Origin of the sequence: Aliivibrio sp. S2TY2 (assembly GCF_028765525.1) — a bacterium.
Classification (GTDB): Bacteria; Pseudomonadota; Gammaproteobacteria; order Enterobacterales; family Vibrionaceae; genus Aliivibrio; species Aliivibrio finisterrensis_A.
Map to the genome: position 1 here is coordinate 315372 of NZ_JARACS010000003.1, position 22046 is coordinate 337417.

Sequence of the window (22046 nt, forward strand, 5' to 3'; positions counted from 1 at the left end):
TATTCTGGTCAGACCACAATAATTATAAGCGATGGATTGTTATGATGTACCCACACCTTTTTCAGCCGTTAGATTTGGGATTTACCCAATTAAAGAATCGAGTCTTAATGGGCTCTATGCATACTGGATTAGAAGAGAGTAATGATGGATTTAAAAAACTCTCAGCTTTTTATGCCGCGCGGGCAAAGGGTGGGGTTGGGCTTATTGTCACTGGTGGTTTTGCACCTAATTTTCGTGGGCGTTTAACGCCCTTTAGTGCGCAGTTTAGCTCTTCTCGTGCAGCGGAGAAACATAAAGCGTTAACTCGTGCTGTACATGATAATGGCGGAAAAATTGCCCTTCAGCTTCTTCATGCGGGTCGCTATGCGATGCATCCTTTAGCGGTGAGTGCTTCTGACATTAGAGCACCGATAGGTATGTTTACTCCAAGCCAAATGAGTGAGCGCCAAATTCAAAAAACTATCCATGATTTTGCTAATAGTGCGCATTATGCAAAACAAGCCAATTACGATGGCATTGAAGTAATGGGATCTGAGGGGTATCTCATTAATCAATTTATCTGTGCTAGAACAAACATGAGATATGACGATTGGGGCGGTAATTATCAAAATAGAATACGCTTCCCATTAGAAATTATTAAAGCGATACGTGAAAAAGTAGGTACTGATTTTATTATTATCTTCCGATTATCTATGCTTGATTTAGTGGAACAAGGCAGCACGTTTGATGAGGTGGTGGAGCTTGCTCAAGCGTTAGAAAAAGCCGGTGTGACAATTTTAAATACAGGGATTGGTTGGCATGAAGCCAGAATACCAACCATAGCGACTCAAGTGCCGCGAGCTGCCTTTAGTTGGGTAACAGAAAAATTAAAAGATAAAGTCTCTATTCCTTTAGTGACGTGTAATCGCATTAATACACCTGAAGTCGCTGAAGATATATTGGCATCGGGACAGGCCGATATGGTGTCAATGGCGCGTCCATTTTTAGCGGATGCAGAATTTGTAAATAAAGCAGAGCAAGACAAATCAGAATTAATTAATACTTGTATTGGCTGTAATCAAGCCTGTTTGGATCATGTATTTAAAGCCAAGCGAGCTACGTGTTTGGTTAACCCTCAAGCCTGTTATGAAACCGAGTTAGTACTTACTCCTACTGACAAAGTGAAGTCAATTGCAGTGATTGGTGCGGGAATGGCTGGTTTATCTTGTGCGACATCAGCGGCCGAACGTGGTTATCAAGTAACAGTATTTGAGCGAAGTGATCGCATTGGTGGGCAGTTTAATTTAGCAATGCAGATCCCAGGGAAAGAAGAGTTTAAAGAGACCATTCGTTATTTCTCCAATAAATTAGATCATAAGAACATTATCGTTAAGTTGAATTATACCGTTGAAATGGATGAACTGCGCCAGTTTGATGAGGTGGTAGTGGCAACAGGCGTTAAGCCAAGAGCTCCTCAACTAGAAGGCAGTGAGCATCCTAAAGTGATTGATTACCAAACTTACATTAAGACCCAACCCAAGCTTGGTAAAAAAGTGGCGGTGATTGGGGCGGGTGGTATTGGTGTTGATGTTGCGACCATGATCACTGAGCCTGAAGATCACACTCTTGATGCATGGCTAAAAGATTGGGATATCGATAAAAATATTGAGTTCGAAGGCGGTTTAAAGCCACAAGAAACATATCAAACCACCCGCGAAGTATGGTTGATGCAGCGTAAAAAAGGCAGCATCGGCAAAGGTCCTGGCAAAACGACGGGTTGGATCCACAAACGCACCTTACAAAAACGTGGCGTACATATGCTAGCAGGTGTTGAATATTTAAAAGTGAATGATGAAGGTTTGTATATTCGTCAAAATGAAGAGGTTAAGCTGCTCGATGTTGATCATGTTTTAATGTGTGCAGGCCAAGTATCCGTCAATGACTTAGTTGAAATATTAATTTCAGAAAAGATTGAGCATCACGTTATTGGTGGTGCAGAGCATGCAGGTGAATTGGATGCGAAGCGAGCAATCCGTCAAGGGGTTGAACTAGCCGCGAAACTTTAAGCTAAACTTCCAACAAGTTAGGCAACAAAACTTGATAACTGTCTATTTACACAGGTATAGTGCTGATGTTATTCACAACATCAGCACTTTTTTATGTCACGATTATTTATTGCAGAAAAACCGAGTTTAGGTCGAGCGATTGCCGCAGGCCTAGCAAAGCCACAGAAGAATCAACAAGGCTACATAGAATGTGGCAATGGCGACATTGTAACTTGGTGTATTGGTCACCTATTAGAGCAAGTTGAGCCTGATGCTTATGATGATAAATACAAATCGTGGCGTATGGAGCATTTACCTATTGTTCCTGAACAGTGGCAACTTCGTCCAAGAAAATCGTCGAGCAAACAATTAACGGTGATCCGAAAGTTATTGAAAACCGCTTCTCAAGTGGTTCACGCGGGTGATCCTGATAGAGAAGGACAGTTATTAGTTGATGAAGTTTTGGATTATTTAAAACTGTCTAAAACGAAAAAAGCCGCAACTCAACGGTTATTAATCAGCGATTTAAATTTACCGGCAGTAAAACGTGCATTAACGTCAATGCGAAGTAACCAAGAGTTTATTCCTCTCTCTATTTCAGCTTTAGCACGCTCTCGTGCCGATTGGTTGTATGGTATGAACATGACACGCGCTTATACCTTATTAGGTCAACGTGGTGGTTATCAAGGTGTCTTATCCGTAGGCCGTGTACAAACGCCTGTATTAGGTTTAGTGACTCGCCGTGATGAAGAGATTGCTAATTTTGTTCCTAAAGCATATTTCACCTTAGACGCATTAATTCCTTATCAAAATCCTCAGTTGAATGACGGACAAGCGTTTGATATTCGAGCGAAGTGGAAGCCAAGTGAAGCGTGTCAGCAATGGCAAGACGAAGAAGGGCGCGTGCTCAGTCTGAAATTGGTCGAAAACGTAGCTCAGAGAATTGAGAATCAACCAGCAACCGTCACTAAAGCTGAAAATAAAGAAACCAAGCAAAATGCGCCTTTACCTTATTCGTTATCGTCATTACAAATAGATGCTTCAAAACGTTACAACCTAAGTGCACAGCAAGTATTAGATGCGTGTCAGGCTTTATATGAAAAGCACAAATTAATTACTTATCCACGCTCAGACAGCCGTCATTTACCCAAAGATCATTATAAGCAGCGTGAACAAGTATGCGCTGCAATTGGTAATAACGATAAGCAATTATCTAGCGCCGTAAGCAATGCCGATTTAACGTTGAAATCACGAGCATGGAATGACAGTAAAGTAGATGCTCACCATGCGATTATTCCAACCCCAAAATCGAGTGGTTCGGCAGGACTTTCTGGGCTTGAAGAGAAGGTTTATCACTTAATAGCCCGTCAGTATTTAATGCAGTTTTATCCTGCTGCGGTTTACGCAGAAGCGGAGTTGGTGTTTGATATTGCAGGGGGCGTCTTTGCAGCCAAAGGCAAGCAGATGTTGTTTGCAGGCTGGCGAGTATTGCTGGGTAAAACTCAAGCGCAAAATGGCGATGATGATGTAGCGAATAAAGTTCCTCCGCTTAAAAAAGGCGAAGTACATACGTGTCGTGAAGGTGAAATAAAACACAAGATGACGGAGCCTCCTAAGTATTTTACTGAAGCAACTTTATTACAAGCCATGACAGGAATCGCTCGTTTTGTTGAAGATAAAGAGCTGAAAAAGATCCTAAGAGATACGGATGGATTAGGAACCGAGGCCACACGAGCAGGGATATTAGATACTTTATTTAAACGCCAACTATTAACTCGCAATGGTAAAAATATTCATGCGAGTGAGGCCGGAAAAGGCTTGATTAATGCGTTACCGAATGAGGCGACTTACCCAGATATGACGGCTCATTGGGAGTTTCAGCTACAAGGAATGACAGAAAGAACCTGTGCATATCGTCCTTTTATGTCTGAATTAGAAACTAAAGTCTTAAACTTTATGCAAAGGGTTCAGCAAGGTCCGGTACCAGAATCATTAAAAACGTTGAAAAGCCCGACAAAACCGCAATTTAAACGTCGTAGAAAAGCAAAGAAATCATAAAATTAGATCCGTATCATCGAACAGAATTAAAGAATAAATTAAGGTGCCTTCTTAACGTTACTTTTAGAATAATTAAGAAGGCAATATGACATTTAAACATGCAGTGGGTTTTGGTGTAGCAGGTAACTTTGCTGGGCATCTGGAGCAAGCAGGGGAAGCAACTGATTTTTTAAATGTGAAAGTTGAAAATGCCATTCAACCAAAAGCACTGTTTCCATTTTATATCCCATCACAACAAGCAGGATTCTTATCTCAATATCCTTTGTCGTCTGATTCTATTATTCCACCTAATGATGCTGATAACCTGCAAATTGAACCAGAAGTTGCGATTGTGTTTGATATCACTTATCAAGACAATAAAGTGGTGGCCTTAACCCCTGTGAAGTTTGCGGCATACAATGATTGTTCAATTAGAAAGCCCAATGCAAAAAAGATAAGTGAGAAGAAAAACTGGGGTGAAAATACCAAAGGGATCTCACAAGATTTTATTGGGTTAACTTCGTTCACTAAAGGATGTGAGCTAGACTCCTACCGTATTGCAAGTTTTCATATTCGTAACGGTCAAATGAATCGATATGGAGAAGACAGTGCTGCGATTGATTACAGTTATTTTCATGAACAATTGAGTGAGTGGATGATTGACCGAATGAATAACCAGAAAGATGAAGGTCCCGCTGAAAATCTAGCTTTATATTTATCTAATGCAAATTATCCAGAACAAGCGGTTATTAGTATTGGAGCGACACGATACACGGAGTTTGGCGAAGCTAACTTCTTACAATCAGGAGATGAAAGTATTGTTGTGGTTTATGACGGTGAACGCTATGACTCACAAGAGATTGAAAATATGGTGACTTCAAAAGCATTCTCTAAGTCTGGTATCTCTGTACTTTCTCAAATGGTTCGCTAGTAACTGAATGTTTCTTGTCGAAATTAATACCAATACCAAGCATAAATATATTATCTAATTACTGGTATTGGTATCACTGTCAGTTAAATGTAAAAAGAAGTGTTTTTGCGAGATATTCAGCAAAGAAATAGGTAATATGGTCTGTTCATTTTCTGTTAAATAATTTATATATGCCGAAATCTAATTTAAAACATATCTTTATTATACCAACACTATTTTTAGTGTTGTTGCTAAGCATTGTTTTAGATAATCATATTGGGTCGGTTCAACGACAAGTAAACCGAGAGTATGATCGTATTATTGATTCTCTACAGCGTTCAATTAAAGTAATGATTTCGCTTGATTACAACTTATCTCAGCTTTACAAACAAAGCTCAGGTGGTTTCTATAATCATAATTTTGAATTAGATGAACAGGCTGGTCTTTGTGTTATTCGTCCGAGTAATGATCAAAGTGCAGTAATGGCGAATCAAGATGTTTCTGTACCAAATAGCCGTTTAGATTACAGTATTGCAGGTTCTGAAGCGTTGTGTGAACCAAACTCCGAGCTTCATGAGATTGCCTCTAAGAAGGTAATTCTTGCCCCCGTTATTTCTTTTATCCATGATTATGAAAAGTATCTTCATGGTATCTACTTTATCTCCAAATACGATTATATTATTTCATCACCAAAGCAAATCGCAGAAAATTTAACGAAACAGACATTAGACACTATCTATTCTCGACCATACTGGAAAAACAGTATGAAGAATAAAAATCAAAAACATATCACCTTTACACCACCTTATACCGATGCTTTTTTTGATGGTTTAGAAGTTCTCACCTTTTCTACACCGATCTATTATAAAGACTTCTTTAAGGGGGTATTAGTTATTGATTTGTCGGTTGAGAAGTTGTTACGTTCAAATAATGATGTTTCAAAGCATATTCAGCTATTAGAGAGTGATCAATATGAACGATTTGAACAGTATCGTTTTATGCAGCCAGTGACACTTGCGGATACTAATTTTACCTACTTTCTATATTACAAAAGCTCAATAAAAGAAGAACTAATTAGTTTTTTGACCCACGACATTAAATCGTTAACCTTGATATTTGTAACCTATATTCTTGCTGTTTTATCGATGTTTTATTATCAAACTCATTTATCTCAGCGCTATTATCGCGACTTAGCAAAGCAAGATCCAATGACGGGCTTGTACAACCGTCGAGGCTTTGAAATGAGCTTACAAGATCGGGTGGTTAAGAAGTATGTTGGTTTTGCTTTGTATGATATTGATGATTTTAAACAAATTAATGATGTATTTGGTCATGATGTGGGCGATGAGGCGATTATATATGTCGCCAAAATTCTGAATAAAAGTGTTCGTGATAGCGACATTGTTTCACGATTTGGTGGTGAAGAGTTTGTGATTTGTATTAATGCAGAATCAAGAGCCAGTTTGGAAAATATTTGCGAGAGAGTGAGAAAATCTATTCAAGACTCTTCTGGTAAAGTGGTGAAAGGTGGCTTTACTGTCTCTGGTGGTGTTGCAGTAATTGATTCTCAACAAGACTTCTCATTTGAGCATGTCATCAAAAAAGCAGATGATCTTCTTTATAAAGCAAAACAAGATGGTAAAAACCGAGTGTATTTTTCATAAACTCGGTTTATATTTGTTTTAAAGAGTTAGCTTACTTTTTCTAGCTCTTGGTGTAGTCTTGCAACGATAGGGTCTGATTTTTTATGGCTTCGAATATCCATAAAAATGTCCTTTGCCTCAGTGTATTCTTGGCGAAGATAAACTAACCATTGTTTTACTCGGTTTGAATAATACTGGCCTTTGTCACCTGCCATTTGTAATTTTGAATAATGAATTAAAAGTGCGATCACTTCTGGCCATGGCATCTTAGTGTGATTGTGTTTTACAACATTACCTAAGTTAGGAATGTTGAATGCGCCACGACACACCATTAATGAATCAATACCTGTTGCTGCAATACAACGTTGTCCATCTTCATAGTTCCAAATCTCACCGTTTGCGATAATTGGGATATCAACTTTTTGACGAACTTGGTTAATGTAATCCCACTTTATTTCTTCTGCGCGGTAACCATCAACTTTAGTTCTTGCGTGAATGGTTAGCTCGCTTGCGCCAGCTTGTTTTATCGCATCAGAAATAGCAAAGCACTCTTCTGGATTTTCCCAACCTAAGCGGATCTTCGCTGTGACTTTTTTATCACTTGGAACGGCATCACGACACGATTTTACGATCTGATAAATTAATTCAGGATCTTTTAATAGCGCAGCACCACCTCGACTTTTGTTTACCGCTTTTGCTGGGCAACCAAAGTTAAGATCAATACCATCAGAGCCGAGTTCAATAGCACGTACGGCATTTTCTGCCATCCAATTAGGCTCTTGTCCTAATAGTTGTACGCGGATAGGAGTGCCTGATTGTGTTTTACTGCCATTGAGTAGTTCTGGACTGATACGGTGGAACACGTGTGGAGGTAACAACTGGTCTACGATGCGAACAAACTCAGTAACGCAGAAATCATAGTCATTAATCTCGGTTAATAGCTCACGCATTAAGTGATCGAGTACGCCCTCCATCGGGCCTAGTATTACTTGCATATCCCACCTCTTTTATTGGAGGTGGGATTGTAGGGGGAAAGGGGGGCTATGTCACTTATTTTGATTTGTTATATGGTTTGACATATGTTTCCCCTGTACTTGGAGAATAGAAAAGCTCATTTCCGGTAGAGGTTCCATTATTATAATCGCTAACATATGAATAGAAACATTCACCAGCGTTTGTATAACCATATTGAATATCAGCGTTAATATTAGTAAAAGTATTATAAGGTTCGATAGTTAATTCTTGATTTAATAATGCATTCCAAAGTTCACCACAACCTTCACCTGTAATTTTACCATGATAAGTGGTACCTAATGGAAAACCTTCATTTGATGGGTAAATAGTTTCATCAGCGAAAGTAACACCAACAGCAGAACTTGCTGATGGTTCACCTTGCAGAATCCAAGCGCCATGATACATACTCACCGCGGCAGTAAAGGCAGAAAAAACACCATCAGCTCTAGACTCATGGGCATCATCTTGCAAATTTAAAAATTTTGGCGCGGCAATCACAGCTAAAATTCCTAAAATTACAATAACAACAATTAATTCAATTAGGGTAAATCCTCGGTTTTTTTTCATAATATTTCTCGACAGCAAAAAATTAATAATAACGGCACTTAGGCTCTAATAATTATTTGCGCTATACTACGCCGAAAACTTAATTTCGGAAGTGAATAAATAATGAAGTATCAATTAATTGCACTAGATGGTGTTGATTTGAACTGCTCTGGCCTCTTTCTTGAAGGAGCGGTACTTGCTGCAAATATGGCAACCAAGCCATTAGACCCTGAAGTGTGGTTAAGCGACTTGGTTGGTGCTGATAATGTACAAGCAATACTAAAACCAGTATCTCAGCAAATAGAGCATCAATACACATTACTAAAGCGTCATGAATATGAAGTCACTGAGGTTGTAAATTTTGATAATCTTGATGATGTAGCAGAATTTGCTGAAGGCTTTATGACGCTATGGCCAACGGTTGAAGAGTTATGGGCAGATCTTCAAGTAGCGGATGGTACGATGCGAATGTTGTCTGCATTACTGACGACTATGATGCTTGCCGTTGATGAAAAAGAAACTCATCGTCAAATGGCTGAAACAGGAATTGATACGCCACCAACGCTAGAGCAGATGTTACCGAAAATTGATTTTATGATACAAGAAGTAGCAATGGCTGCGGATGAATACCAAATTGGCTATAAAGGCCAAAAGGTAAATCCATATAAAGATGTGGGCCGTAATGATGCTTGCCCGTGCGAAAGCGGTAAGAAGTTTAAGAAGTGTTGTGGTAAATAAACACGAAGCTATTTCTTAGTAAAAAATAGAATAAAAAAGCCATCAACTGATTGATGGCTTTTTTGTGTTAAATCAAAAGGTTGTTAGGCTGATTTCTTATTAAAAAATTGAGCGACAACAAAAATAGCCAAAGCCACTAAGTTACCAGCAAAGATAATAACTAACCATTGAGGCATAGTTAACGTTAAGAATTGCCATACAATTTTACTGCAGTCACCATACGCTTCAAACATCCATGGTGCCCATTTGTTGAGTGGTGCCCATGAAGGGAAGGTGACGAATAAATCGCAGGTAGCGAAAGGTGATGGGTTTAATTGGAAATCCACATGTTGAAGAGCGAGCTTTAATCCCCATCCTGCACTGATCCCCCAAGCAACAAAACCACACCAGCGAATAATGAGATTATTTGGGTTTAATAATCCAATAATTGCGGCACCACCAATTCCCATCATAGCAACACGTTCATAAATACACATTACACAAGGTGGTAATTTCATGACGTGTTGAAAAGTAAGAGCTGCAGCTTCAAAAGCAGCGATACAAAGAAGCAATAGCAGCCAAGATAAGCGAATGCGGGAGAAATGGTTGAGGGCTTGCATTAATTATTCCTTAATAAAAAATAAAGGCTCCGTATAAACAGAGCCTTTCATATCAAAAGTGATTATACCTTCTTAATGACCACTAGAAACCGCAGAAGTTGCACTTTCAATTGCACCTGGTGTGATCCAGCCTAAATCGTAGAACATTGCAGTCATTGGTTCAAGGAAGAATACAATACCGAATAAGCCAACAAGAGCCAAGACAATCGTATATGGCAATGCCATCCATACCATACGACCGTATGATAATTGAATTAACGGTGCTAGAGCTGATGTTAATAGGAACAAGAATGCCGCTTGACCATTTGGTGTCGCAACAGAAGGTAAGTTAGTACCTGTATTGATCGCTACCGCTAATAGATCAAATTGATCACGAGTAATCGCACCATCTAATAATGCCGATTTTACTTCATTAATGTAAACGGTACCTACGAATACGTTATCCGATACCATTGACAGTAAACCGTTCGCAACATAGAAAAGCGCAAGTTGAGTGCCTTTATCTTCAACTGCAAGTACAGCGTCGATAATAGGTTTAAATAGCTCTTGATCAATGATTACCGCAACAACCGCGAAGAATACAGCAAGCAGTGAGGTAAATGGTAATGCTTCTTCAAACGCTTTACCCATTGAGTGCTCTTCAATAACACCAGTGAATGCCGTCGCTAAAATGATAACAGATAGACCAATTAGGCCAACAGCTGCAAGGTGCATAGCAAGTGCTACAATTAACCATACTGCAATTAAACCTTGGATGATTAATTTAGCGTTATCGATATTTGTGCGGTTTTTGCTTTCTTCCGCATCGTATTCTTCTAGAATTTTACGTACGTTTTCTGGAAGTTTTGCACCGTAGCCACAGATGCCTAATTTCTCAACGACAAAACACGTTAACATACCACAAATAAATACAGGGGCAGTGATTGGTAGCATACGAATAATGAATTCACCAAACATCCAACCAGCTTGATCTGCAATGATTAAGTTTTGAGGTTCGCCTACCATGGTCATTACGCCACCAAGTGCAGTACCCACACCTGCATGCATAAGAAGACTGCGTAAAAATGCACGGTAGTTTTCAAGGTCATCACGAGTCAGTTCATCGGTTACATTTGAATCACATGTATGATCGTGGCTTGGAGTACCACCTTGACCAGAAGCCACTCGGTGATAAATAGCATAGAAGCCAACAGCAACACTGATAACAACAGCAATAACGGTTAAAGCATCAAGGAACGCGGATAAGAAAGCAGCAGTAAAGCAGAATGCAACAGAAAGAGCTGCTTTCGATTTTATGCCAATCAAAATTTTGGTAAAGATAAATAGAAGCAATTGCTTCATGAAATAAATACCAGCAACCATAAAGACAAGTAAAAGTAATACTTCAATATTAGCCACAAGTTCATGTTTTACTTGTTCAGGGCTTGTCATTCCTATTGCAATCGCTTCGATGGCAAGTAGACCACCTGGCTGTAATGGGTAACATTTAAGAGCCATTGCCAGTGTGAAAATGAACTCAATAACCAATAACCAACCAGCAGTAAATGGGTCGATTAGGAAAAATACAAAAGGGTTAATAACTAAAAATGACAGTATTGCAATTTTGTACCAGTCGGGGGCTTTACCAAGAAAGTTTTTGATAAATGCATTCCCTAGTGAAATAGACATGTGATGCTCTCTAGATTATTACATTGATTCTATAAACATAAGGAGGTGTAGGAAGTTGATAATAATCGCCTAACGTATTATTTTTTTTGAAAGATAAACAACTATTTAGAAAAACAACAAAAAATACCTTACTGCTTTGCCAAATAACTACCTATATAAATCCGCCCTTATACCAAACGCCTGAACTTTACTCTTAAATCATTAATAGTCAATATTCGAAAAGAGGTAAATTGATCAAAATGTGCCTTTGCTCGGTTTTATGAGTAAAACTGATAGAAAGCGATAAAAAAAAGATAGCTACTGCTTGATTGTTCAAGGTAAGTAAGGGTTAAGAAATAGAGCAAATGTTTCTACATTGAGAGTTAAATTAATAAGTGGTTAAGAATTTATTGAACTGGTGGTATGATGAGTGAAGTTATTTTATATAAAGATTGGATTGTAAACTTGTATGGTTATTAAGGCTAAAAGTCCAGCAGCATTTGCTGAAAAATACATTATTGAAAGTATTTGGAACGGTCGTTTCCCACCAGGGTCGATTTTGCCCGCTGAGCGTGAGCTTTCTGAGCTTATAGGTGTGACTAGAACAACATTGCGTGAAGTTCTTCAGCGTTTAGCTCGTGATGGTTGGTTAACAATTCAACATGGTAAGCCAACGAAGGTAAATAATTATATGGAGACATCGGGTCTTCATATTTTAGATACGTTAATGACATTGGTTGATGCGAACAATGCGACATCAATCGTAGAAGACTTATTAGCCGCTCGAACTAATATTAGTTGTATATTCATGAGACAAGCCTTTAAAGCTAATAAAGAAGGTTCATTGCGTACTCTTGACCGTGTTATTGATTCATGCGATCAACTTTTAGCGGCTGAAAGTTGGAATGCATTTATCGAAGAGTCACCTTTTGGCGCTAAAATTAAAGCTGAAGTAAAAGAAGATAATGAAAAAGATCCTGCTAAGCGTGAAGAAATCTTAATCGCTAAAACATTTAATTATTACGATTATATGTTATTTCAAGGCGTGGCTTTTAAATCTGGAAACCAAATTTATGGACTAATTTTTAACGGACTTAAAAAGCTATATGCACGGGTTGGTAGTTATTACTTTTCAAACCCAGAAGCACGTGAACTTGCGTTACAATTTTACCGTGATTTAAAACAAATTTGTGAAGAAGAAAGAAAAGACGCAGTAATGCCAAGAATGCGTCAATATGGTATGGAAGGTAATCTTATTTGGAATGAGATGAAACTGAACTTACCAAGTAACTTTAGAGAAGATGATAGTTAATTTATTAGCTAAAAATATAAAAAAGCAGGCTATAAAAGCCTGCTTTTTTTATATCTGAAATTTGAAGATAAATGAAGGGATAACTAATACTGATTGTTATTTTATTTGAGTTCAATAATTGTATTTTCACGATTAATTTACAAAATAAACCTAAAAAACTGTTAAAATGGTACGACGTGCTGTATGGTGTCTTTGTTATGTTCTAGAGTGTTTAAAATATACAAAGTAATAAAAAGGTTTTTATCGTGAATAAACTCGTAAATGGATTGATTGTTGGAGCAGCATTAGTTGCTGCTGCTAACGTAAGTGCAAATATTTCTCAATGGTCGATTGGTGCAGCAGCAGCCTATTCGCCTTCTTTTTATAAAGAAACTCCTTCAAATACAACGGTAATTCCAGTTGTTGGTTATGAGGGAGAGCACCTTTTTTTACGTGGTTTTAGCGGTGGATATCGTCTTTACCCTGTAGGAACACCTCAAAATATTATTCTTCGTTTTGTTTATGACCCACGTACCTTTAAGCCTGAAGATTCCGATAATATTCAAATGCAGAAATTGGATGAACGTAAAGCAACTATTTTAGGAGGTGTTACTTATCAAGCAATTACTCATATTGGCTTATTTGAAATAGGTGCAGGATCAGATATTGGTAATACGCATAATGGAATTTATGCAGAAGCAGTATGGAAATTACCAATTCGAAGAAAGGGCTGGGCAATTACTCCGTCACTGGGTTACTCATATAATAGTGAGCGCCTAAATAATCATTTATATGGCGTGTCTGCTGAAGAGGCGCAACGAAGTGGTATTGAAGAATTTGATGCTGATTGGGATGGACAATTCTTTGTTGGCTTATCTACTTATTTTCATTTAACGTCAAATATTCGTGTAACTGGTGGTCTTCGATATGTGAACTTAGAAGGCAATTTAGAAAAGAGTTCAATGATAGAACACACGGCAAGTACGACGGGTAATGTTGGTATAGCGTATGTATTTTAGAGCAAGTAATGTGTTGAATACCAATAACGAAGCATTTTAATTAAAGAGTATTGATATGATTAAAATTTTGAAACAATTTAATCGAATACTTTTATGAAAAAAAAGTAAGTAGTAGTAATAAAAAAGCCACTTCAATGAGTGGCTTTTTTTGAATCAAAAGCATATTAATCTTAGATTAAGAAATCTTCTAGTGCTTTACCTGCATCTAGTTGAGTTTGTAGTGCTGATGGAGTACGACCTTGGCCTGTCCACGTTTTTTCTGCGCCAGCATGATCTAAGAATTTGTATTTTGCAGGGCGAGGTGCACGTTTTTGTTTTGTTTTAACAGTAGTAGAAGACATAGTATCTAGTAGGTCTTCTGGAGCGATACCACTTTCAAGCATCATTTGACGGAACTCTTCAAGTTTTGCTTGTTTTTCAGCAAGTTGAGAGCGTTCTTCAGCTTCAGATTCTTGGCGTTCAGCAACAACTGATTGTAATTTCTCAAGAGCTTCTTCTAGTTGCTCTAGTGTCATTTCACGAGATAATACACGAAGGCTACGTAGGTTTAATAGTGTTTTAATTGTATCAGACATGATTGATTCCATAATTATTTTGATAATACATTTATTATATAACAAGAAAATAATATAACAAACTTTCCAATAAAGAAATAATAATTTGATAGTGATAGAAATATTAAAAGTGAGATTTAATAATACATTTGTAGACTATTCGCCAAGATAAAGTATCTCATTCTGACCGTAGTGATGAGTTAATGTTAAAATACTCAGATATAGTATTGCAAAATTGTGTTCAGTCCGTACAATGACTTTCACCTAAACGGGTAGAGGCGCATTGCCTAAGAGTAGATTGTTAGAGGGTGATTCTGATGACAGCAATCGAAAGGAGTCAGTGCCGAAGTTAATTACGTTAATCAGACGTGTTAGCTGGGGTTATTTCGAAAAGGAATAACACTGCCATAGTCAATTTTATTTTTTAACTATGGAGCGCTACTGTGGGGAATTGTTTTAACATTCACTTCCTTTAACGGCATTGCCGTATCAACAGTAGATCTCCAACCAAACTGGTTGTTGTAGATCATGAACTTAGCTGATTTTTCAAATTCTCCGATATCAATATTGCCCCCATTAATCGCATTGGGTTTAGCAATTTTAACTCGCCGAGTTTTACTTTCTCTTGGTGTTGGTATCGTTTTAGGCGCAATTTTGCTGTCTAATTATTCTATTTCTGGTACCGCTTCTTATGTATTTACTTCTGTTAAAGGCGTGTTCATCGATGATGGCGCAATTAATAGCTGGAACATGAGTATTGTTGCTTTCCTTATTTTATTGGGAATGACAACTGCGCTTCTGACTCTTTCTGGTGGTACTCGCGCTTTTGCTGAGTGGGCTCAGACAAGAATTAAAAGCAAGCGTGGTGCGAAACTTCTTGCCGCCTTCCTTGGTGTTTTCATTTTTGTTGATGATTATTTTAATAGCTTAGCTGTTGGTTCAATATCCCGCCCTGTAACTGACCGTTTTTATGTATCAAGAGCAAAGCTAGCTTATATCCTTGACTCAACTGCTGCCCCTATGTGTGTATTAATGCCAGCATCAAGTTGGGGTGCGTACATCATTACTATTATTGGTGGTATTTTGGTGTCGCATGGTGTTACTGAATACTCTGCACTAGGTGCGTATGTTCGTTTAATTCCAATGAACTTCTATGCAGTCTTTGCTTTATTAATGGTGTTTGCAGTAGTTTGGTTCCAACTTGATGTAGGGCCAATGCGCGATCATGAAAATGAAGCCGCTCGTGGTAATGGTTTTGATGATCAAACAGTTAATAAAGAATCTAAAGATTTAAACGAAGAACTGAATATTACGGAAAGTGAAACGGGTAAAGTGTCTGATCTTATTTTCCCTATCATTACGTTAATTGTCGCAACGGTATTCTTTATGATTTATACCGGCGGACAAGCATTAATTGCTGACGGTAAAGAATTTAATATTCTTGGTGCTTTTGAAAATACGAATGTTGGCGCGTCATTGTGTTACGGTGGATTAATCGGTCTAGGCTCTGCGCTTATCACTGTTTTCCGTCAAGGTATCTCTCCAAGAGACATTGGTATGACAATGTGGATTGGTGCGAAGTCAATGTTCGGTGCTATTTTGATCCTTTTCTTTGCATGGACAATTGGTTCTGTAATTGGTGATATGCAAACTGGCTCTTACTTATCTAGTTTAGCGCAAGGCAGTATTGGTATTCACTGGATCCCCGTTATCCTATTTTTACTATCAGGTTTGATGGCATTTAGTACAGGTACATCATGGGGTACATTCGGTATCATGTTACCAATTGCAGGTGACATGGCAGGTGCGACAGACATTGCTCTTATTTTGCCAATGCTAGGTGCGGTATTAGCGGGTTCTGTATTTGGTGATCATTGTTCTCCAATTTCAGATACAACGATTCTGTCTTCTACTGGTGCTCGTTGTAGCCATATTGACCACGTAGCTACACAATTACCTTATGCGCTTTCAATTGCAGGGGTTTCTGCTGTTGGTTATATTGCTCTTGGCTTTACCGCTTCTGTGTTAATTGCCTTTATAGCAGCAACAGCCGCATTCATCTGTGTATGTGGTGGTTTAATGGTTCTGTCCAAAAAACGTGCAGTTACAGCATAGTGTTAATTATTATATAAACAAACCGGTCTATATGGCCGGTTTTTTATTGCTTTTTATTCATGAAGTCGCGATCATTACATTAAGTTATTTATGATTGGAGTTCTTTGTGTCTCGTTATACTTTACCTATTATTGATAAACATTCTCCTTTTCAAATAGAGTTTGAACCTGTCATTCGAGATCTCATTCTGCATATTCGCTCAGCAGCCCCTAAATCGGTTCATAGTATTTACCTATATGGCAGTGTGGCACGACGTGAAGCAATTCCAACACGTTCAAATTTAGACGTAACCTTAATAACCACCGTACCGTTAACAAATAAAGAGCAAACCTTAATAAATACAATAAAAATACGTTTTCAATCTAAATATCCACAAATTACTGGCGTGACATTTAATATCGGTGAAACAAACGATGTATTACAACTTGAATCTATTTTTAGTTGGGGTTTTTGGCTTCGTCATTGCTGTGTATGTATTTTTGGCGATGATTTATCGACTCGATTTGGTGATTTTGAACCAAGTTGGGAAATTGCTAAGAATATGAATATGGATATTGAAGAGTGGTTAGATGCTTACACGAAAAAAATCTTAGCTAGCCAAGACATTGATCTTCAAGTTGAGCTGCAAAAAACGATCGCTAAAAAGCTATTACGTAGTTGTTATTCTTTGGTTATGCATAAAGATAAAGGTTGGTATGATCACCCTATATTATGTGCAAGAAAATTTTTAGAGTATTACCCAGAAAAACAAACGGAAATTGAACGTGTTGTTATGTTATTGAAGGGACGTAAAATACCAAAACGCTCAACCATCGCTTTATTACAAGAGTTTGGTGGTTGGGTTGTTAGTGAATTTAATAAAATAGAAAGAAGAATAGGCTAAAGATTGAATTCACATCAGACAGGCTTTTTACTTACTCGACAAAACAAAGAAATAAACTCACAAAGCTTGGTCGATTTATGGGTTAAGTGTGATAACCATATTGCTCATCTTTTAATTGAGAGTGAACTTGCTGTCGCTTTTATTTTGACAGAGCGTTTATCTGAGTATAAGCGTGTTTTACATAGCCAACAGATCTCATACACACTTAAAGAAACACAATTAAGTACTTTTCATCATCAAGCCGTCACTGCTATTTATTTCACAAGCACACATCAAAAGCGTCAAGTCGCTCAGTATTTTGAGCAAGCCGAATTACCCATTTTTGAAAACGATATTAGATTAGCTGATCGCTATTTAATGGAGCGATTTATCTGTGGAGGGCTTTCTTTTATAGGAACTTCTATACAACGAAAAAACCATATTGAGTATCGAAATGTCAAAATTAAAGCCGCCGAGGTAACCCCGTCTTTCAGTAAAGTATCATTGGATATAGAGTGTTCTGAAAAAGGTATTCTGTATTCCGTTGCCCTACATAGCGACTTAGACACTCGTATCATTATGGTTGGAAAACCAGAAGAAACTGAGTTATCAATTGAATGGGTAGAAAATGAAAAAGCATTATTACTTGCATTAGAGCGTTGGTTTCAAACCTTTGACCCCGATATCGTTATTGGCTGGAATGTCGTTAATTTTGATTTTCGTTTGCTTATTCAGCGTGCTAAATGGCATAACCTCTCATTTCGATTAGGGCGAAGTAACAGTAATTTGTATTGGCGGGATTCAGATAAGAATCGCCAGCAAGGTTTTCTTTCGTTTCCTGGTCGAGTGGTTCTTGATGGTATTGATGCTTTAAAAACAGCGACTTATCACTTTTCGAGTTGGTCTCTAGAGAATGTTGCGCAAGAGTTACTTAATGAAGGTAAATCAATTCATGATCCAAGCGATCGTATGGGTGAAATTAACCGTATGTATCGAGAAGATAAGCAAGCGCTTGCCAATTATAATCTTCAAGATTGTATTTTAGTATCACGAATTTTTGATAAAACCCATTTGTTAGAGTTTGCGATTGAAAGAACAAAACTAACAGGGGTAGAGCTGGATCGCGTTGGTGGTTCTGTTGCTGCATTTACAAACTTATATTTACCAAGGTTGCATCGCTCGGGCTATATTGCGCCTAATCTTGAAAGTGAAAATTGGATTGCTAGCCCTGGTGGCTATGTGATGAATTCAAAACCAGGGTTATATGACTCTGTATTGGTGCTCGATTTTAAATCACTTTACCCTTCAATAATTAGAACGTTTCGGATTGATCCTCTCGGTCTTATAGAGGGGTTAAAGCAGGAAGTTGGAATAGAAAAAGATCAAGCGATTGATGGCTTTAGAGGTGGACGTTTTCATCGAACAAAGCATTTCTTACCGAGTTTAATTGAATCTTTATGGTCAGCACGAGATGTCGCTAAAAAGAATGATGAGAAAGCATTTTCTCAAGCGATAAAAATTATCATGAACTCTTTCTATGGGGTTTTAGGCTCGTCAGGCTGTCGTTTTTTTGATCATCGCTTGGCCTCTTCTATTACGATGAGAGGGCATGAGATCATGAAAACCACTCGTGAGTTGATAGAAGAGAAAGGCTATGAGGTAATCTATGGTGATACGGATTCAACATTTGTCACATTAGGACAAAAAGTATCTTCTAAAGAGGCTGACAGAATTGGACATGATTTAGTGAAACATATTAATGAGTGGTGGAGCGAATACTTACTTTTGACTTACGCCATAGAGTCTTCACTAGAGCTTGAATATGAAACCCACTACCGTACTTTTTTAATGCCTACTATTCGTGGTTCTGAAACAGGATCAAAAAAGCGATATGCAGGTTTAATCCGAAAAGATGGCGTAGAGAAAATGGTTTTTAAAGGGTTAGAGACCGTTCGTACTGACTGGACTCCTTTATCACAAACTTTTCAAAAAGTGCTTTTTGACAAAGTATTCCATCAGCAAGAGGTAAAAGAGTATGTTCGTAAGTATGTTGACGATACAAAATCAGGACGACTGGACGAACAACTTATTTATCGCAAGCGCCTTAGAAGAAAATTAGACGATTACCAAAAAAATGTACCGCCTCATGTTAAAGCTGCTCGATTAGCAGATTATTATAATCAACAAGCGGGTAAACCTGCTCAATATCAATATGGTGGTTGGATTGAGTATGTGATAACAACAGCAGGTCCTGAGCCAATTGAATATAGAAAAAATCCGGTCGATTATGACCATTATGTTGAAAAACAACTAAAACCAATTGCTGATGGGATACTGCCTTTTATTGGTTTGGATTTTTCTGAGCTATCAGCATCGCAATTAGGTTTGTTTTAACAATCACTTATAAAGTCAATAGATTTTTAATAGTAAAAATTTGCGTCCTAACGCATAATCAATATGCGACAGTCTTATTTTTTAAGGTAAAATAGGTACTGAAATTAACCTCAAGTGAGGTTGCAGTAGATTTATATCGGAGTGTCAGTTGTGATTAAAGTTTTCCTTGTAGATGATCATGAGCTGGTTCGCACAGGGATTCGACGTATTCTTGAAGACGTCCGTGGAATTAAAGTAGTAGGGGAAGCTCACAGCGGTGAAGACGCCGTAAAATGGTGTCGAACAGAGCAGGCAGATATTGTCCTAATGGATATGAACATGCCTGGTATTGGTGGCTTAGAAGCCACGAAAAAGATTTTACGCTTCAACCCAGATATGAAAGTAATCGTATTAACTATTCATACTGAAAATCCATTCCCAACAAAAGTAATGCAAGCCGGAGCTGCTGGTTACTTAACAAAAGGGGCTGGTCCGGACGAAATGGTTAATGCCATTCGTATGGTTCAGAGTGGTCAGCGTTACTTATCACCAGAAATCGCGCAACAAATGGCATTAAGTCAATTTACACCTGATTCTGAAAATCCATTCAAGGAGCTTTCAGAGCGTGAATTGCAGATTATGATGATGATTACCAAAGGCGAAAAAGTGACGGATATTTCCGAGCAATTAAACTTAAGCCCTAAAACGGTAAACAGCTATCGCTATCGTTTATTCAGTAAATTGAATATAAGTGGGGATGTTGAATTAACCCATCTTGCTATTCGTCATGGTATTTTAGATGCTGAGACGCTTTAGTGCCTTCTTTTGATTCAAATGCTTTTTTAAAGTCTGTAACACATCAGCCCGGTGTTTATCGTATGTATAACACCGAGGCTGAGGTTATTTATGTTGGTAAAGCAAAAGACTTAAAAAAACGATTATCTAGCTATTTTCGTAGCAATATCCCATCTGAAAAAACCAAAGCCTTAGTCAGTCATATTGATCATATTGATGTGACGGTAACCCATACTGAGACGGAAGCTCTTATTCTTGAGCATAATTATATCAAGCAATATTTGCCTAAATATAATGTGTTACTGCGAGATGATAAATCTTATCCTTATATCTTTATTTCAAACCATAAGCATCCTAGGATCTCAATCCACCGTGGTACGAAACGAAAGAAAGGGGAATATTTTGGGCCATATCCTGATTCTGGAGCGGTACGAGAAAGCCTCCACTTAATTCAAAAGTTGTTTCCTATTCGTCAGTGTGAAGATTCTGTTTATTCGAATCGTGCTCGTCCTTGCCTAATGCACCAAATTGGTCGTTGTTTAGCACCGTGTGTAAAAGGCATTGTGAGTGACGATGAATATAAAGAGCAAACCGAGTTTATTCGTTTGTTTTTACAAGGCAAAGATCGGCAGGTGATTCAAACTCTTGTAGAACAAATGGAAGAGGCAAGTCAATCGCTTAAATTTGAAAAGGCTGCGATTATTCGTGATCAAATTCAAGCAATGAGACGTATGCAAGAGCAGCAATACGTATCAGACGACAGCGGTGATGATTTGGATGTATTAGGTTTTGCTATTGAAAATGGCTTGGCTTGCATACACTTATTAATGATCCGACAAGGTAAGATACTTGGAAGCAGAAGTTTTTTTCCTAAAATACCGGCTAAGACAGATAAAGAGGAAGTGTTTTCAAGTTTTTTAACTCAGTATTATTTGAATCACTCACAAGGGCGAACCATTCCTAATCGTGTTGTAACCAGTTTTGAGTTTGATGAAAAAGGACTAGAGCAAGCATTAACCGAGCTTTCTGGTCGTAAAGTACAATTTCAGTTAAACCCTAAAGGAATGAAAGGGCGCTATTTAAAGTTAGCTGATACCAATGCATTGACGGCACTAACCAGTAAATCAAACCATAAGTTAACGATTCATCAACGCTTTAAGCAATTAGAAGAAGCACTGTCGTTAAATTCAATTCAACGAATGGAATGTTTTGATATTAGTCATACTATGGGGGAGAAAACCGTTGCTTCTTGTGTTGTGTTTAATCAGGAAGGACCAGTAAAAGCAGAGTATCGACGTTATAATATAACAGGTATTACAGGAGGCGATGATTACGCTGCAATGGCTCAAGTGCTTGAGCGTCGTTATAGTAAGCAGCTTGATGTAGATAAAATTCCTGATATTGTTTTTATTGATGGAGGGAAAGGGCAATTAAACCGAGCTTATGAAGTCATTTCTAAGCATTGGGTTGATTGGCCAAAGCAACCATTGTTGTTAGGTATAGCCAAAGGTGTAACACGTAAACATGGGCTTGAAACATTAGTCAAAGTATCTGGTGAAGAGTTTTCTATGCCAAGTGATTCTCCTGCGTTACACTTAATACAGCATATTAGGGATGAAAGTCATAATCATGCAATTAGTGGACACAGAGCTCAACGAGCTAAAGTGAGGAAAACCAGTACATTGCAAAACATTGACGGTGTTGGTCCAAAACGAAGACAAGCATTATTGCAGTATTTAGGTGGTCTACAAGAATTAAAAAGTGCAAGTGTTGAAGAAATAGCCAAAGTCCCCGGCATTAGCCGTTCTTTGGCAGAAAAAATACAGGATGCGTTGAAACACGGATAAAAAAAGCGCACCATAGGCCCAGCGGACCAAAA

General features: G+C 38.0%; 17 protein-coding genes and 1 riboswitch. Of the genes, 12 read left to right on the forward strand and 5 right to left on the reverse strand.

What is annotated here, in order from left to right; genetic code table 11:
• Window positions 1-41: 41 nt before the first annotated feature.
• From PVK63_RS07830 to PVK63_RS07845, 4 genes are all read left to right on the forward strand, one after another.
• Entirely contained in the window at window positions 42-2045 is a 2004-nt protein-coding gene (locus PVK63_RS07830; protein ID WP_130086129.1) for an NADPH-dependent 2,4-dienoyl-CoA reductase, read from the forward strand.
• A 93-nt stretch (window positions 2046-2138) separates the two neighbouring features.
• A complete protein-coding gene (locus PVK63_RS07835) occupies window positions 2139-4082 on the forward strand; it encodes a DNA topoisomerase III (protein WP_130086130.1) in 1944 nt (647 codons plus the stop codon).
• An 85-nt stretch (window positions 4083-4167) separates the two neighbouring features.
• The gene (locus PVK63_RS07840) at window positions 4168-4992 is read left to right on the forward strand and encodes a DUF5718 family protein (RefSeq protein ID WP_130086131.1); all 825 of its coding nucleotides are present in this window, start codon (window positions 4168-4170) and stop codon (window positions 4990-4992) included.
• Window positions 4993-5162: 170 nt separating this feature from the next.
• A complete protein-coding gene (locus tag PVK63_RS07845) occupies window positions 5163-6635 on the forward strand; it encodes a sensor domain-containing diguanylate cyclase (protein ID WP_130086132.1) in 1473 nt (490 codons plus the stop codon).
• Between the two features lie 26 nt (window positions 6636-6661).
• Here PVK63_RS07845 and dusC read toward each other — a convergent pair whose 3' ends face one another.
• Window positions 6662-7609, reverse strand: a complete 948-nt coding sequence (dusC, locus tag PVK63_RS07850) for a tRNA dihydrouridine(16) synthase DusC (RefSeq protein ID WP_130047405.1) — start codon at window positions 7607-7609, stop codon at window positions 6662-6664.
• Between the two features lie 55 nt (window positions 7610-7664).
• Window positions 7665-8195 carry a type II secretion system protein gene (locus PVK63_RS07855; RefSeq protein ID WP_130086133.1) on the reverse strand — a complete coding sequence of 177 codons (531 nt, stop codon included), beginning with the start codon at window positions 8193-8195 and terminating at the stop codon, window positions 7665-7667.
• Window positions 8196-8297: 102 nt separating this feature from the next.
• On the opposite strand from PVK63_RS07855, the gene PVK63_RS07860 reads away from it, so the two are divergent.
• Window positions 8298-8912 (forward strand): SEC-C metal-binding domain-containing protein, encoded by a 615-nt coding sequence (locus PVK63_RS07860; protein WP_130086134.1) that lies wholly within the window; start codon window positions 8298-8300, stop codon window positions 8910-8912.
• An 83-nt stretch (window positions 8913-8995) separates the two neighbouring features.
• Here PVK63_RS07860 and dsbB read toward each other — a convergent pair whose 3' ends face one another.
• Both dsbB and nhaB read right to left on the reverse strand, forming a co-directional pair.
• Window positions 8996-9511 carry a disulfide bond formation protein DsbB gene (gene dsbB, locus PVK63_RS07865; RefSeq protein ID WP_130086135.1) on the reverse strand — a complete coding sequence of 172 codons (516 nt, stop codon included), beginning with the start codon at window positions 9509-9511 and terminating at the stop codon, window positions 8996-8998.
• 72 nt (window positions 9512-9583) lie between these two features.
• Window positions 9584-11179 (reverse strand): Na(+)/H(+) antiporter NhaB, encoded by a 1596-nt coding sequence (gene nhaB, locus PVK63_RS07870; protein ID WP_130047409.1) that lies wholly within the window; start codon window positions 11177-11179, stop codon window positions 9584-9586.
• A 448-nt stretch (window positions 11180-11627) separates the two neighbouring features.
• On the opposite strand from nhaB, the gene fadR reads away from it, so the two are divergent.
• Both fadR and PVK63_RS07880 read left to right on the forward strand, forming a co-directional pair.
• On the forward strand, window positions 11628-12470 hold the full coding sequence (gene fadR / locus PVK63_RS07875) for a fatty acid metabolism transcriptional regulator FadR (protein ID WP_130086136.1): 843 nt from the start codon (window positions 11628-11630) through the stop codon (window positions 12468-12470).
• Between the two features lie 245 nt (window positions 12471-12715).
• A complete protein-coding gene (locus PVK63_RS07880; RefSeq protein WP_130086137.1) occupies window positions 12716-13468 on the forward strand; it encodes a MipA/OmpV family protein in 753 nt (250 codons plus the stop codon).
• A 170-nt stretch (window positions 13469-13638) separates the two neighbouring features.
• Here PVK63_RS07880 and PVK63_RS07885 read toward each other — a convergent pair whose 3' ends face one another.
• Window positions 13639-14043 carry an H-NS family histone-like protein gene (locus PVK63_RS07885; protein ID WP_165367178.1) on the reverse strand — a complete coding sequence of 135 codons (405 nt, stop codon included), beginning with the start codon at window positions 14041-14043 and terminating at the stop codon, window positions 13639-13641.
• Window positions 14044-14287: 244 nt separating this feature from the next.
• Window positions 14288-14471: riboswitch (Lysine riboswitch) on the forward strand.
• 79 nt (window positions 14472-14550) lie between these two features.
• Between PVK63_RS07885 and PVK63_RS07890 the strand changes: the two genes are divergently transcribed.
• The 5 genes from PVK63_RS07890 (at window position 14551) to uvrC (ending at window position 22014) form a co-directional block, all read left to right on the forward strand.
• The gene (locus PVK63_RS07890) at window positions 14551-16137 is read left to right on the forward strand and encodes a Na+/H+ antiporter NhaC family protein (RefSeq protein WP_130086139.1); all 1587 of its coding nucleotides are present in this window, start codon (window positions 14551-14553) and stop codon (window positions 16135-16137) included.
• A gap of 106 nt (window positions 16138-16243) precedes the next feature.
• Window positions 16244-17020 carry a nucleotidyltransferase domain-containing protein gene (locus PVK63_RS07895; protein ID WP_130086140.1) on the forward strand — a complete coding sequence of 259 codons (777 nt, stop codon included), beginning with the start codon at window positions 16244-16246 and terminating at the stop codon, window positions 17018-17020.
• A gap of 3 nt (window positions 17021-17023) precedes the next feature.
• On the forward strand, window positions 17024-19393 hold the full coding sequence (locus PVK63_RS07900; protein WP_130086141.1) for a DNA polymerase II: 2370 nt from the start codon (window positions 17024-17026) through the stop codon (window positions 19391-19393).
• A gap of 150 nt (window positions 19394-19543) precedes the next feature.
• On the forward strand, window positions 19544-20188 hold the full coding sequence (gene uvrY, locus PVK63_RS07905) for a UvrY/SirA/GacA family response regulator transcription factor (protein WP_060991346.1): 645 nt from the start codon (window positions 19544-19546) through the stop codon (window positions 20186-20188).
• On the forward strand, window positions 20188-22014 hold the full coding sequence (uvrC, locus tag PVK63_RS07910; RefSeq protein ID WP_130047416.1) for an excinuclease ABC subunit UvrC: 1827 nt from the start codon (window positions 20188-20190) through the stop codon (window positions 22012-22014). Before uvrY ends, uvrC begins: the two co-directional genes overlap by 1 nt.
• Window positions 22015-22046: the final 32 nt, after the last annotated feature.

What these genes read in the sequence shown, in the direction of transcription:
- PVK63_RS07860 (WP_130086134.1), top strand. Translation starts at nt 8,298, where the DNA reads ATGAAGTATCAATTAATTGCACTAGATGGTGTTGATTTGAACTGCTCT.
- dsbB (WP_130086135.1), bottom strand. Translation starts at nt 9,511, where the DNA reads ATGCAAGCCCTCAACCATTTCTCCCGCATTCGCTTATCTTGGCTGCTA.
- PVK63_RS07885 (WP_165367178.1), bottom strand. Translation starts at nt 14,043, where the DNA reads ATGTCTGATACAATTAAAACACTATTAAACCTACGTAGCCTTCGTGTA.
- fadR (WP_130086136.1), top strand. Translation starts at nt 11,628, where the DNA reads ATGGTTATTAAGGCTAAAAGTCCAGCAGCATTTGCTGAAAAATACATT.
- PVK63_RS07845 (WP_130086132.1), top strand. Translation starts at nt 5,163, where the DNA reads ATGCCGAAATCTAATTTAAAACATATCTTTATTATACCAACACTATTT.
- nhaB (WP_130047409.1), bottom strand. Translation starts at nt 11,179, where the DNA reads ATGTCTATTTCACTAGGGAATGCATTTATCAAAAACTTTCTTGGTAAA.
- PVK63_RS07830 (WP_130086129.1), top strand. Translation starts at nt 42, where the DNA reads ATGATGTACCCACACCTTTTTCAGCCGTTAGATTTGGGATTTACCCAA.
- PVK63_RS07890 (WP_130086139.1), top strand. Translation starts at nt 14,551, where the DNA reads ATGAACTTAGCTGATTTTTCAAATTCTCCGATATCAATATTGCCCCCA.
- PVK63_RS07840 (WP_130086131.1), top strand. Translation starts at nt 4,168, where the DNA reads ATGACATTTAAACATGCAGTGGGTTTTGGTGTAGCAGGTAACTTTGCT.
- PVK63_RS07855 (WP_130086133.1), bottom strand. Translation starts at nt 8,195, where the DNA reads ATGAAAAAAAACCGAGGATTTACCCTAATTGAATTAATTGTTGTTATT.
- dusC (WP_130047405.1), bottom strand. Translation starts at nt 7,609, where the DNA reads ATGCAAGTAATACTAGGCCCGATGGAGGGCGTACTCGATCACTTAATG.
- PVK63_RS07835 (WP_130086130.1), top strand. Translation starts at nt 2,139, where the DNA reads ATGTCACGATTATTTATTGCAGAAAAACCGAGTTTAGGTCGAGCGATT.